We start from the raw sequence: 13,228 nt of genomic DNA, 5'->3' as shown, positions 1-13,228 counted from the left end.
ATTTTAAACCAACTCTGTAACTGGAATTTTAATATCAACTAATTCTGATTTACAAGAATCGAGTTGATTTAAGTCACCTTTAAACGGTATCGTCGATTCAAATAAATTTTTATAATACTCAATTCCATCCAACAGATTAGATTTAAAAGTATTCCATTTTTTTAGCTGAGCTGCTGTAAGTTCTCCTGAAATAGATTGAATTTCATTTCTAAAATATTCCACATACATTTTGAGCTCTTTTATAAATAAGTTTGGACGTTCAGTTCTAATAACGGATCTGTTTTGATAAATGTGCTGGATCATATCTTTTAAAGAAACTTCCTGATCAAAATAAGCTAAATTTGGTCCAGGACAAATTACCACACCTTGTGCCTGACCTTTTATTTTAATATCATTTTCGAGATAAGAAGCATTAGCCAAACCAACACACAAACATGATTTTTCGGTAATTTTGATTTTGCTTTTTTCAAATTCATCAACAGACAAAGAATCTTTTTTTGCTTCTAATTCTTCCAGTTTTATATCCTGATATTTTTTTGAAGCCGTACAAATTCCATGCGGATCATATTCTTTGCTTAGTGCTAAAAATTTCTTTGGGCAAGAACTTCCTGCTTTGTTTTCATGAATTCGTTTTTGCTTTAAAAATTCATTTGTTGTGCCACGCAAAGTATTAAATGGAACTCCCAAAGGCGAAATATTACTTAAGTAAAAATCATCTTCTTTGGCATTCATCAATAAATTACGGGTTTCTTGGTCTACAGAAGTAGCTTCGGGAACCAATAAAAAAGGAGAGCCCCACCCAACAGAATCTACATTGTATTTGTCTAGTAAAAATTCATGTTCTGCCGCTGTTCCAACTCCGCCTTGAACGGTAATTTTCAATTCTAAAGGTTTTTCAGGGCAAGGCTGGTTTTTTGCCTGTAAAGCCTTAATCATTAATTCATGGGCAGATTGTATCAATTGGTCTTTTTTCTCCTTGAATTCTTCTAAAATAGTGCCTAATAAAAGTCCGTCGGTAGCAAACGCGTGCCCGCCGCAGTTCAATCCAGATTCAATTCGGTATTCGGAAACCCAAAGTCCTTTTTTTGCTAAAAAATTTCCTTGAATCATTGCCGATCTAAAATCACTTACTTTCAGGATAATTTTTTTTCTTAGAAAATTATTTTCATCTGGAAAAAAATCTTTAAAGTTTTCAAAATAACCAAACAATCTCGGATTCATACCTGCAGATAGTACAACTGAAGATTCAAGATTACTATTGGCAAAACCTCTTAAAGCGGCATGAGCATCATTAAATTCGGTTGGAAGCTGTTCGTTTTTGATAAAATTATCTTTATCTAATTTCGTCATGATATTCACGTCAATTTCTCCAGGAAAAAGATGCGATTCAATATAATTCTGAATATTTTCTTTAAAAGTAATTCCGTCATCCAGTAAGTTCTGAAATCCTTTTTTAATATCAGAAGTGTTGGGTAGCATTGACATGAAATTTTCTAATGCAGTTTTGCTTTCTGCCAATTCTGTTTTGAAATTTTCGAATTTATCTTTTACAATTTTATCAACTAAATTTAAATAAGAGGTAATTCTCTCGGCACGGTAATCATGAAATTTTTGAGTAATTTCTTCGTAAGGAATGTTGAATTTAGTGCTGTAAAAATTACGCATCTTTTCAATCAAATCATCATCGGCCAAAGCAACAACTGATGAAATTCCGTACTGCGCGACTCTTATTGGGCTGTCTATCGTATAGGCCAACCCCATGACCGGAATATGAAAAGTATGCAGATTTTTTTTTGTCATTTGTATTCGGATTTATAAGAAACAAATGAAAAAAAATAATTCCTTCTAAAACCTGATAAATGTCAGGTTTGCGGGTTGGTAAAGTTTTTTCCGCCACGAATTCACGAATTTTTATCCTTTTAATTTGTGTAATTTGAAGTAAAGAACCACAAAGATTTGATCTAATTTGTGAATTCGTGGCGGAAAAAAACTAAATCAAAATCTTCTTCAAAGACTCCGCGATGCTTCTCCATAAAAGATTATAGAAAGATCTGTCCTGAAGTCGTTCAACTTCAACTTCTGCGCTTTTGGCTCCGTTTTTTGAATCGTTTTTGACTAATAAATTGGCAACAGCCGATTTGAGTTTGGCTTCTTTTTCTGGATTTTTCTTTTTGTATAATTTCACTTTAAGATCGTCATAATCTAAAGAAGCATTTCCTTTTGAGCCGTTGTCATTTCCGTAAAAATTAAAACGGTATTTGTTGAAAGTTCCTGTAAAAGTAGAGTTGATATAAGGTTTGGTAAATCTTGTCATCGCCGTGACATCAAAATTTGAAATGATGCCTTGAATATGAAATGCGTCGCTTTTGTCCAAAACATTAAAACTCCAATCGACATCAAGAGGAGAGTTTTTCATAAAAATACATTTGACTTTTATTTTGACATCGGCTGTTTTTTTTAATCCAAAACCGCTTCGCAAATTAGTCGCTTGCAGATTGAATTTGTCGAAGGTTAAAACTCCAGGCCCTTTAGAAAAATCAAGTTCTTCTTCATAAACCAGTTTCGATTTTAAAACTTGCAGTGTGTCAATTTGAAGCGGGAATTTTAGATTTCGCAGTAAATGATTGTAAAGATATTTTTTGCTTGGATCGTCTTTTACCATTTTTCCACGATAAATATTGGCATCAAAATGATTGATCACTAGCGAATTTGCTTTAAAATAAAATTGTTCATTTTTAAACCCCCAATCCATTTTTTCAACCTGCGCCGAGTCAAATTTTAAACTATAGATATCTTTTTCTTTTTCAAGACGTTTGGTAAATTCTCTTCGGTCAAATTGAGGAAGATTAGAAAAATTATTAATTTTTAAAAAATTCTTTTCGGTGCTTATTTTTCCAATATTGATGTGGTAAAAAACATTTGGCCTGTAAAACAAACTGTCGCAAACCAAAGCATATTTTTTATACTGAAGTGGAATTTTTTCCTTTAAAGTAGCATCGGTAATTAAAATTCCTTCCAATTTTAAAAGGATTTTTTTAATACTGAAAATTGGTTTTTGGCTATCCAAAGAGACCACATCAACCGTTCCTTCGTTGAGGTAAATATTAGAAACAGCGATAATTTTTCGAAACGGATCAACAATTTCTTTCTGAATGCTTTTGCTGTTATTAATTAATTTTTCTCCTTTTTTGTATAAAATGATTCGCGGTTTATTGATAATAATACTTTCCGCCTGAATGATATCGCGAAAAGCTAAATCCCAAATATTGAAATGTTTTATAGTGATGGATTCTATTTTCGAAAAAAGTCCGTTTTTGCTGTCTTTTGGTTGTTTTTTCGGACTCACCAATAAAGTCTGCGCATTAATATTTCTGGAAAAAAGAGAGACTTCAATTTTTTCGTAATTAATATTATATGCTGTTTTGTTTTTTTCGTGAATAATGATCGGCAGCTGTTTTTTGATCCAGTAATTCAGACCAATATTGGCAAGAATTACAATTGCAAGCAGAGAAATTACGACAATAGCTATTTTTTTATAGATTGACATTTATAGTATTATTTTAAATACATAAATTTAGGCTTTTAATGAGTGCGGCTCCTTATAAAATTTTATATAAAAGTTATATTATTACGAATTTCATCTTTTACGCTTTTTTCTGATATGAGAATAATTAAAAAAATCCTGTTGACAGTAGTGGTCCTTATTGTAATTCTTGCGATTGGCTTATGTGCCTACATTTTTCATTTAAAACCAAAATATGAAGGTTCATTAGAATTGAAAAATCTCGATGCAGCAACTACGGTTTATTTTGATGATTTTGGAGTGCCGCACATTTACGCAAATTCTGAAAAAGATGCTATGACAGCGCTTGGTTATGTACACGCGCAGGAAAGATTATGGCAGATGGAATTGTTACGTCGAATTGCTCCAGGTCGTCTGTCTGAAATTTTTGGTGGTGTTGCACTCAAAAATGATATGTTTTTTGCTGGAATAGGAATTGAAGAAGCTTCTGCGAAAGCGATTGCTAAATTGGACAAAAACAGCGAAAGCTATAAACTGACTCAGGCTTATCTGGACGGAATTAATCAGTACTTGGATGAAGGAGTTACGCCAATAGAATTTACTTTGGTTGGTGTCAAAAAACAAAAGTTTACGATAAAAGATGTCTATAATATTTTCGGATACATGTCTTTCAGTTTTGCAATGGCGCAGAAAACGGATCCTTTATTAACAGAGATTAAAAATAAATATGGTGCTGAATATTTGAAAGATTTAGGAATTGAAGGCGAATTTAATAACACCAGAATTAAAATTTCTAAAGAAAAGACAGAAGAATATACCGAGATTTCTAAATCGATAACGGCAATGCTGGATCAATCTCCAATTCCGCCTTTTGTTGGAAGTAACAGTTGGGTTGTTGGCCCGCATAAATCAAAAACAGGAAAAGTAATCTTTGCCAATGATCCGCATATCGGATTTTCACAGCCTGCAACTTGGTACGAAGCACATTTGGTTACGCCAAAACAGGAATTATACGGTTGTTATCTTGCCGGAACTCCGTTTCCGCTTTTGGCACATAACAGGGATTATGCGTATGGTTTGACGATGTTTGAAAATGATGATATCGACTTTTTTCAAGAAAAAAATAAAGCAGATGATGCTTCTCAATATCAAACTCCAACGGGATTTAGCAAATACGAAATAAGAAAGAAAACAATAAAAGTAAAAGATTCTTCAGATGTGGTCTTGACGGTTAAAATTACGCGACACGGCCCAATTATGAACGATTTTATGGAGCGTTTAGAAAAGAAAAATCCGATTGCCATGTCGTGGACGTATACCAGAGAACCAATCCTGATTTTAGACGCAGCTTATGGACTTTCGCATGCTAAAAATATTGCCGATTTTAAAAAATCGGTTAGCTTAATTGCAGCACCGGGATTAAATGTAATGTATGGAGATGCTAAAGGAAATGTCGGTTGGTGGGCTAGTGGGAAATTGTATCGATATAATGAAGGTGTAAATACGCATTTAATTTTAGATGGTTCAAGCGGCAAAGATGATATCGCTAAATTTTTAGATTTTGAAGAAAATCCATCTTCTGAAAATCCAAAATGGGGATATGTTTATTCTGCCAATAATCAGCCAGAAGCTATAGATAATGGTTATTTGTATCCAGGATATTATTTGCCAGAAGATCGTGCGAAAAGAATTTCGGGAATTTTGGATGCAAAATCTGATTGGGATAAAAAAGCCGTTAGCAAAATGATTTTTGATAATACTTCGGACGTTGCTGTTGAGGTGACGAAAAACTTAATGGCAAGTTTAGATAACAAACAACTTTCTAAAGCTGAAGAAGAAGTGATAAAGGTTTTAAAATCTTGGAAAGGAACAACCAATTTAGAAGATGTTGCGCCAACCATCTATAACAAATGGATTTATCTGTATCTAAAAAATACGTTTGAGGATGAAATGGGCAAAGATAATTTTAATTTGTTTTTAGGAATTTCTATTGGAAAACAAGTTATTGCAAATCAAATAAAAAATGAAAATTCGGTTTGGTGGGATAATATCAAAACAAAAAATGTAAAAGAAACGAGAACAGCTGTTGTTTCAAAATCATTTCATGATGCTGTTGTGGCTTTACAAAATCAATTAGGAGAAAATGTTTCTGACTGGAATTGGGGAAAAGTGCATACCGTAGAACACGAACATCCGCTCGGAAAAGTAAAAGCACTTCGCGGATTGTTTAATGTCGGTCCCTTCAATTCTCCAGGCTCAAATGAAGTAATCAATAATTTATTTTTCGGTTATAATGATGAAGGAAAATATTACACCAAAGGCGGACCTTCGACTAGAAGAATTGTCGATTTTGCTGATGTAGAAAATAGCTGGAGTATTCTGCCAACGGGACAATCAGGTAATCCATTCAGCAAACATTATGATGATCAAGCCGAAATGTACAACGCAGGAAAGTTTAGAAAAATGAAATTGAACAAAGACGAAATCGTAAAAACATCTACAAAACTGGTTTTCAAACCTAGGGATTGAGTTTTTTTGTTTTAAGTTTCAAGTTTCAGGTTTCAAGTTGTAATCTTTGTCAAAGTTTCAGACTTTGACAAAGATCTATACAAAGAAAAAACTTTGAAGCTTTGTTACTTTGTCCCTTTGAACCTTATTTCAAAAGATATTTCCCTTTCACAATATCATCAGCAAAAATATTCAGATTATTAATAAGCACTTTATTATTGGTCATTATATTTTTAGATTGATAGGCGGTGTCTTTTTCGTAAGCTTTTAATAAAGTTTCCAGTTCCACTTCGTCAAAAACGACAAAACTATTGTAAATCGCATCTCTAAAATTTTTATAATTAATGCTTTGGGTAATTTCCATCGCTTTTTGTTGGTTCCAGCCTTCTTTTGCCGAAGTTTCATTTATTTTAGATAAACAAAAATCAATCACATAGTTTTTGTATTGCGTAGCTTCAACAATTTTGTCGATTATAATTTTGTTTTGCTGTGTTGGCATCAGCGGAAAATTGTTTTGCGATAAAGCTTTAGAAGAAATAAAAAGGCATAAAATAGCCAATAAACTGTAGTTTTTTAGATTTTTCATAGGTTATTCAGTTGTTTTGGGCGAGGCTAAAATAATATTTTAAAAAGGAAATCATCAAAATTGAATGTTATAAGTTGTAACAAAAAAACTCCGATAAAATAAACTTTGCGTCTATTTTATCGGAGCCAATATTTTTTAAAATCTAGTTTTATTTCTTCAATAGCTCGTCTAGAACTTTTTTACCATTTTCGTTTGTCGGATCCAACTCAACAGATTTCTTATAGTTAGCAATTGCCAATTTTTTGTCTCCATCTGCCAAATAAGCTTCGCCCAAACTATCATAAACATTTCCAGATTTAGGGAAAGTTTCTACATTGATTTTAAAAATTTCAATAGCCTCTTTCTTTTTTCCATCTTGCAATAATTGATAGCCAACACGATTCATATCGTTTTCTTTAATGTTGTAAGTTGGATCACTTTTTAATTTGCCGTAAGATTCTAGTCCAGCTTTAGTTCCTTTGGTAGAAAATGTTTCGAATAATTCGAAAGCAAGAGATCTTTTTGGCTGTTCAAAAGGTTTGTTGAAAAGTATATTATTAATAGCATCGGTCATTTCTCCCAAAACAGTTCCTCCAGTATTATTTAATAAAACAACTAGATTTTTATTTTTAAAGTTTCGCGAAATTATAGTGTTAAAACCATTAATTCCGCCACCGTGCCCAACAGTTTTTCCATTTTCATCATCTTCTATAAACCAACCGTAACCATAAGATCCATCCCCAGCTTTGATGTAAGGTTTAAATAATGATTCTATACTTTTCTCAGAAAGCAATTTATTGGTATAAAGTGCCTGATCCCACAAATACAAATCTTCTACGGTAGAGTACAAAGATCCCGCTGCATACGGAATACTCATGTCAAGATAAGCGGCATTGACAATCTTTTTTCCCTGTTTTTCGTAACCAGCAGCTCTGTTTTTTATAATTAAGTCGCTGTGATCGTAACCAGAATTTGCCATTTTTAAAGGCGTAAAAATGGTTTCCTGCAAATTCTGCTCGTACGTTTTACCTGTAATTTTTTCGATAATATATCCTAATAAGAAATAGCCCGAATTGCTGTAATTGAATTTTTCACCAGGAGTAAACTCAAGCGGAAGATTAGAAAACGTCTTTACAAAATCTTCTGGAGTATAAGGATTTTTTGCTTTTTCTTTTAAGAAATTGGGCGCGCTGGTATAATTTGGAATTCCAGAAGAATGAGTTAATAATTGGTGAATTGTAATTTTAGAGCCATTTTCTTTTGGATAATCTGAAAGATAAGTTGTAATAGGAACGTCCAGTTTTATTTTTCCTTCTTCTGCCAATTTTACAATTAAAAGTGCCGTGAATTGTTTGCTGATAGAACCCAATCTGAATTTAGTATCTGGCTGGTTTGGAATATCCCATTCCATGTTGGCAGAACCAAACCCTTTTTTGAAAATTATTTTTCCGTTTTCGGCTACCAAAGCAGAACCGTTAAATTGTCCGTATTCGCTGTATTTGTTTAAAAGCTGTTCAATTTGCTGTGCTTTATCTTGGGCAAAAACGCTGAATGCCGAGAGCTGGAAAGCGACAAAAAGCGCAATAAGTTGGATTGATTTTTTCATAATGGATTGGTCATGGTTTAAGATTAATGAAATGATTCGTTTTTGATTGATGATTGAAACTTCGTAAACAAAAGATATTCCGTTTTTTAAATCGAAATTGCGATTTTTTTAATGAAATAAATTTAGGTCATACAAATCTTAGACGATAGATTCTCGATTTAGTTTCATTTTTTTTGATTTTTTTTAAAATAAAAAAAGTAGAGCACAGGCCATCATACTTTGAAAATAGACCTATGCTCATAACTAACAAATATTATTAAATAATGTTAAGCAGTTAAAACTTTACAGAGATATAGGAATAAAAGGATAAATAATTTTAGCATGTTTTCAGATTAGAATTAATATCTGATTGAAGTTGAGATTATTTTGTTTCGATATCAACTATTTTTCTACCGTTTTCCCCAAGATAATGAACCACAATGGTTTCATAAATTTTATAGCCGTCATCTACATTTGTAAAAATGACTAAACCTTGTTTCGTCTTTGGTAATAAAATAAAAATAGTCTGAACACCTTGGTCTGCGCCACCGTGCGAAAGAGCATAGTTTTCATTTCCAAAATCATAGATTTCAAAACCAAGACCAAAATATTTGTTTTTCTTAGTCTCAACTTGATGTGAAATCATTTCATTAAAAACTTTGTCGCTTAAGTCTTCACTATCCATTACGCTACACAAAAAATTGCCATAATCTCCAATTGTTGTCAAAAGGTCATCTGCGGCATTTGCAGTTTTGTTTTTGGTTGGTTCATAAGCATTTCCAGCTTTATCATAATTAACAGCATATCTCGAAAGGTCAATTTTGTCATTCCAAACTAATTGCGAGTCGTTCATTTTTAGAGGATCAAAAATCAACTCAGATGCTAATTGATCTAAAGTTTTATTAAATTTTTTCTCCAAAGCTCTTCTAAGATATTCAAAACCTTCTCCAGAATATTGATATTGAGTTCCTGGCTTAAACTTAAAATCTAGTTTTTTAGATTCGTTAAAAGACCTCCAATTCGGAAAACCCGTTTGGTGACTCAAAATAATTCTAGTAGTCAATAATTTATGATCTGGGTTGTTTTTAATATCTGGATCGATCCAATACTTATCAAGTGGTTCGTCCAAATTCCATTTTCCTTGCGAAACCAATTTTAAAGCAATTATTGCCGTTATGGGTTTAGTCAAAGAAGCGACATTCCAAATAGTATTATAAGGAGCTGGAAAACCTCTTTTAAGATTGCCAAAAGTTTTGATCTGTTTCAGTTTTCCATCTGAAATAATCCCTATTCCCAAAGTAGGAATGTTATTCTCTTTGAGCCATTTTTCAGTTTCCTGATCATTGTCAAAAAGAGCAGAAATGCTTGCAGTCGAACTAGTCATTTCATGATTGTAACTTAGGGATCGTGCCAATTTCCAATCTTTATTTTTTAAGAGCCAAAGATGGGTGAATTTGGCAAAACTTCCTACTTGTTCTGTATTTCCTGGTGAACTTTCGTAAAAGCGATGCGTTCCCATTTGTATTGCACCGTATAAAATGCCATTTTTATACAAAGGGTAAATTTCAGTGCTCCCGTCAATTAATTCTCTACGATAATTATATCTTCTGGATGGAGAACAAATGCCACTTTTAAAAGTTTTTAGAAAACGAGCTTTATCAGAAATGCTGTCTTTGTCATGGTAGAACTCAAAATCTTCAGTGTATAAATTTTCGAATTGTTTAATGTCGCAGGTATTAAATCCAATATTGAAAAGAAGGCTGTCCTTAGACATAATTGTTTTGTACAATTCGGAGCTTTTTTCTTCTTGAGAAAAACCAGTTTGTATTTGAAAAAGTAGAAATCCAACTAAAATGATTTTTAATTGAAAAGGAATGTGATTGATAATTTGCATTTTGATGATTGATTGATGATTAATGATTTTGCAATAGTAGTTCAATCAAAAGTATCAAAATTGTACAAAAGCGAAATTTTATCTTTTTTGTGAAAGGAAATACGAATCAGGATTAAACATCTTTGGAGTTGTTTTGGTTACATCTTTAAATTTTCTGATAAAATGCGACTGATCAAAGTATTTGTTGTAAAGTGCAATTTCAGTTAGGCTCATTTTTTCTAAATCGGCATTTAACATTTGATCGACCGATTTTCTGAATTTTAAAATCTGAATGTATTTTTTTATCGTAAGCCCAGTCGTAGCTTTAAACTTTATCTGAAGCATTCGTAGCGAAGAACTCAATAGTTTTCCTATTTCAGAAACCGAAATTTCGTCTTCGCGAAGTCTTATAATTTCACAGATTTTTTCAATTGCATTTTGATTCTGATTCGAATCGGCTAATGCTTCAAAATAAGTATTAATAGTATTTAATAAAGTTTTAATTTCTGACTGAATTTCAATTTTAAAAGGCAATTCTGCAGTACTAATTTTGATAATTGAGTCGGTAAAATTGCTTAAATCGTATTGCGGAAAAAGAGAAAGCGTCCAAGCATGAAGCTGAATTATAGTCACTTTTGTTCTCGGCTGAATGTTTACCAAAACTTTATTCGTCATTTGAGAGCAAAAATAGATTCCGCTATTTATTTCATATTTACTTTTGCTTGTATGAACTTCAATAAAATTGCCGTCTATAATAGCAAGATTAAAACAGCCGTTTGGCAACACTAATTTATTTTCGATCAAGCTTTCGCCAATGCTATTATCCAGACGCCAGATTTTGCTCACAAACCGTTCTGATTTTTGGCTTACGTAATGTTCGGAGTATAATTGCATTTGTTTTTTTGATTGTGATCTGATTTTGTTTCAAATTTAAGTCAAAAAAACGGATGAGATTTTGTATTGGGATAATTAAAAAAATGGCCCAATTTAAAACTAGACCATTTTTTGATTCTTTAAATAAATTCCGAAAAATAATCTCGTTTCGTTTTCTCCCATTCCTCCAGAATTATACTGAAATAAACATCTGTTTTACTTTTGTCTTCAGAATCGACATAGTTATTTCTAAAAATTCCCTCTTTTACAGCCCCCAATTTTGCAATAGCTTTTTGCGATCTTATATTTTCTAGATCGGCACTAAATTGTATTCTTCTAAATTGAATCTGCTCAAAACCAAAATGCAGCAATTCAAATTTGCAAGCTTTGTTTAAACCCTTTCCCTGAAACGCTTTTCCGTACCAAGTCCAGCCAATTTCACATTTCTGACTTGCATGGTTTAGATAACCGTAACGGGTACTTCCAGCAACTTTGTCTGTTGCTTTATCAATTATTAAAAACGGATAACAAATTCCGTCTGCTTTTTGTTTTAAGGTACTTTTGATATAGTTTTCGAAGTCTTGATCGTTTCGAACATATATTCCCATATATTTCCAAATTTCGTCATCAAAAATAATTTCTTTGAGTTCTCTATTTCTTTCGCTTTCAAAAGGAATTAAAAGCACGCTCTCATTCTCTGAAATAATGTATGATTGTAAAATTTCGATATTCATAGATTTTTTATTTGACTAATGAATAGCGAAATTAATTGTTTGATTTCTTTTAATAAATTAATTAAAATAACAATTTGTTATATTCTTAAAAAATAAAGAACATTTAAATAATATTTATAATGTGTATTTGCAAATAATTTGTTCATTTATCTAAAGGCTTATCTATTTATTAGTTATTTTTACGATCCAATATATTAGATTTTCCTCGATGCAAACTTCATTAAAAATTGCTGTTGTTGGTTCTGGACTTGTAGGGTCGCTTTTGGCAATTTATCTTAAAAAAGCAGGTCATATAGTTCACGTATACGACCGCAGTCCCGATATTAGAAAAATAAATTTTTCTGGACGTTCTATTAATTTAGCGATGTCCAACCGTGGCTGGAAAGCTTTAGATGCAGTTGGTGTTGGCGATTCTGTTCGAGAAATCGCAATTCCGATGGACAAACGCGCCATTCATTTAGTAGATAAATTGAATTTTCAGAATTACGGACAGGAAGGTGAATCAATATATTCTATTTCTAGAGGAAAACTAAATAGAAGAATGATCGATCTTGCAGAAGAAGCAGGAGCCGAATTTCATTTTGAACAGAAAGTTTGGGACGTTACTTTGAGTGACGCAACGCTTCATATTGGAGAAAGTGAAAGAGGCGAGTGGGAGGAAAGAAAGTTTGATATGGTTTTTGGTGCCGACGGTGCTTTTTCTAGAATTCGCCACAGAATGCAGCGTCAGAGCATGTTTAATTATTCTCAGGAATTTTTAAATATGGGTTATAAAGAATTAAATATTCCTGCAAACGCTGATGGAACACACAAATTAGATAAAAACTCATTTCATATTTGGCCAAGAGGTGAATACATGTTAATTGCACTTCCTAATCTTGACGGAAGTTTTACTTGTACTTTATTTATGCCTTTTGAAGGCGAAAACTCCTTTGAATCCTTAACAGACCGCAAAATGGTCGAAGACTTTTTTGAGAAAAACTTCCCAGATTCTATTGAAGTAATTCCAGAATTGGCCAATGATTTCTTTAAAAATCCAACCAGTACTTTGGTAACCATGAAATGTTTTCCTTGGACTTACGAAAATAAAATTGCTTTGATTGGAGATGCTTGTCACGCCATAGTTCCGTTTTACGGACAAGGTATGAATGCGGGTTTTGAAGATATTACCGTTTTGAGCGAAATGATTGAAAAGTACCAAGACGATTGGAAAAAGATTTTTACAGAATATCAGATTTCCAGAAAACCAAATGCAGATGCAATTGCAGAGCTTTCTTATCGAAATTTTCTAGAAATGAGTACCAAAACAGCAGATGAAAAGTTCTTGCTGCAGAAAAAAATAGAAAAAGTCTTTTCAGACAAACATCCAGACAAATGGATTCCGCTTTACAGCCGAGTTACTTTTAGTGATCGCCCGTATGCAGAAGCTTTAGCAATCGGCGATTATCAAAACGGAATTATGGAAGAAATCCTTCGAATGGAAAATATAGAAAACATCTGGGACGGCCCAGAAGTCGAAAATAAAATTCTGACTTTGTTAGAACAGGCATAATTTCAATATCAATTA

General features: G+C 32.6%; 9 protein-coding genes. 2 read left to right on the top strand and 7 right to left on the bottom strand.

Features of this window, described 5'->3' with window-relative positions:
* Positions 1 to 3: 3 nt before the first annotated feature.
* Together EG814_RS00115 and EG814_RS00110 are read right to left on the bottom strand one after the other, a co-directional pair.
* On the bottom strand, positions 4 to 1,800 hold the full coding sequence (locus EG814_RS00115) for a hypothetical protein (protein ID WP_125717704.1): 1,797 nt from the start codon (positions 1,798 to 1,800) through the stop codon (positions 4 to 6).
* Between the two features lie 190 nt (positions 1,801 to 1,990).
* Positions 1,991 to 3,547 carry a hypothetical protein gene (locus EG814_RS00110; protein WP_125717703.1) on the bottom strand — a complete coding sequence of 519 codons (1,557 nt, stop codon included), beginning with the start codon at positions 3,545 to 3,547 and terminating at the stop codon, positions 1,991 to 1,993.
* 114 nt (positions 3,548 to 3,661) lie between these two features.
* Here EG814_RS00110 and EG814_RS00105 point away from each other — a divergent pair, with 114 nt between their 5' ends.
* Positions 3,662 to 6,052: a penicillin acylase family protein gene (locus EG814_RS00105; protein WP_125717701.1), complete on the top strand. Its 2,391-nt coding sequence runs from the start codon at positions 3,662 to 3,664 to the stop codon at positions 6,050 to 6,052.
* 124 nt (positions 6,053 to 6,176) lie between these two features.
* On the opposite strand, the gene EG814_RS00100 is transcribed toward EG814_RS00105, so the two are convergent.
* The 5 genes from EG814_RS00100 to EG814_RS00080 all read right to left on the bottom strand — a co-directional run bounded on the left by EG814_RS00100 (position 6,177) and on the right by EG814_RS00080 (position 11,661).
* On the bottom strand, positions 6,177 to 6,617 hold the full coding sequence (locus tag EG814_RS00100) for a hypothetical protein (protein WP_125717698.1): 441 nt from the start codon (positions 6,615 to 6,617) through the stop codon (positions 6,177 to 6,179).
* A gap of 148 nt (positions 6,618 to 6,765) precedes the next feature.
* Positions 6,766 to 8,202, bottom strand: coding sequence for a serine hydrolase domain-containing protein (locus EG814_RS00095; RefSeq protein WP_125717696.1), 1,437 nt, complete (start codon positions 8,200 to 8,202; stop codon positions 6,766 to 6,768).
* A 361-nt stretch (positions 8,203 to 8,563) separates the two neighbouring features.
* Positions 8,564 to 10,075, bottom strand: coding sequence for a serine hydrolase (locus tag EG814_RS00090; RefSeq protein WP_125717695.1), 1,512 nt, complete (start codon positions 10,073 to 10,075; stop codon positions 8,564 to 8,566).
* Between the two features lie 78 nt (positions 10,076 to 10,153).
* Positions 10,154 to 10,900: a helix-turn-helix domain-containing protein gene (locus EG814_RS00085; RefSeq protein ID WP_235830877.1), complete on the bottom strand. Its 747-nt coding sequence runs from the start codon at positions 10,898 to 10,900 to the stop codon at positions 10,154 to 10,156.
* A gap of 167 nt (positions 10,901 to 11,067) precedes the next feature.
* Positions 11,068 to 11,661: a GNAT family N-acetyltransferase gene (locus EG814_RS00080; RefSeq protein ID WP_125717691.1), complete on the bottom strand. Its 594-nt coding sequence runs from the start codon at positions 11,659 to 11,661 to the stop codon at positions 11,068 to 11,070.
* Between the two features lie 208 nt (positions 11,662 to 11,869).
* On the opposite strand from EG814_RS00080, the gene EG814_RS00075 reads away from it, so the two are divergent.
* Positions 11,870 to 13,213 carry an FAD-dependent oxidoreductase gene (locus EG814_RS00075; protein WP_125717689.1) on the top strand — a complete coding sequence of 448 codons (1,344 nt, stop codon included), beginning with the start codon at positions 11,870 to 11,872 and terminating at the stop codon, positions 13,211 to 13,213.
* The last annotated feature ends 15 nt before the right edge of the window (positions 13,214 to 13,228 follow it).

It is taken from the genome of Flavobacterium ustbae, assembly GCF_003946915.1.
GTDB lineage: Bacteria > Bacteroidota > Bacteroidia > Flavobacteriales > Flavobacteriaceae > Flavobacterium > Flavobacterium ustbae.
This window is presented reverse-complemented; position numbering and strand designations above follow the sequence as displayed.

Bases quoted from the DNA above. Each gene is read 5' to 3' on its own strand.
- EG814_RS00115 (WP_125717704.1), bottom strand. From the start codon at position 1,800: ATGACAAAAAAAAATCTGCATACTTTTCATATTCCGGTCATGGGGTTG.
- EG814_RS00110 (WP_125717703.1), bottom strand. From the start codon at position 3,547: ATGTCAATCTATAAAAAAATAGCTATTGTCGTAATTTCTCTGCTTGCA.
- EG814_RS00105 (WP_125717701.1), top strand. From the start codon at position 3,662: ATGAGAATAATTAAAAAAATCCTGTTGACAGTAGTGGTCCTTATTGTA.
- EG814_RS00100 (WP_125717698.1), bottom strand. From the start codon at position 6,617: ATGAAAAATCTAAAAAACTACAGTTTATTGGCTATTTTATGCCTTTTT.
- EG814_RS00095 (WP_125717696.1), bottom strand. From the start codon at position 8,202: ATGAAAAAATCAATCCAACTTATTGCGCTTTTTGTCGCTTTCCAGCTC.
- EG814_RS00090 (WP_125717695.1), bottom strand. From the start codon at position 10,075: ATGCAAATTATCAATCACATTCCTTTTCAATTAAAAATCATTTTAGTT.
- EG814_RS00080 (WP_125717691.1), bottom strand. From the start codon at position 11,661: ATGAATATCGAAATTTTACAATCATACATTATTTCAGAGAATGAGAGC.
- EG814_RS00075 (WP_125717689.1), top strand. From the start codon at position 11,870: ATGCAAACTTCATTAAAAATTGCTGTTGTTGGTTCTGGACTTGTAGGG.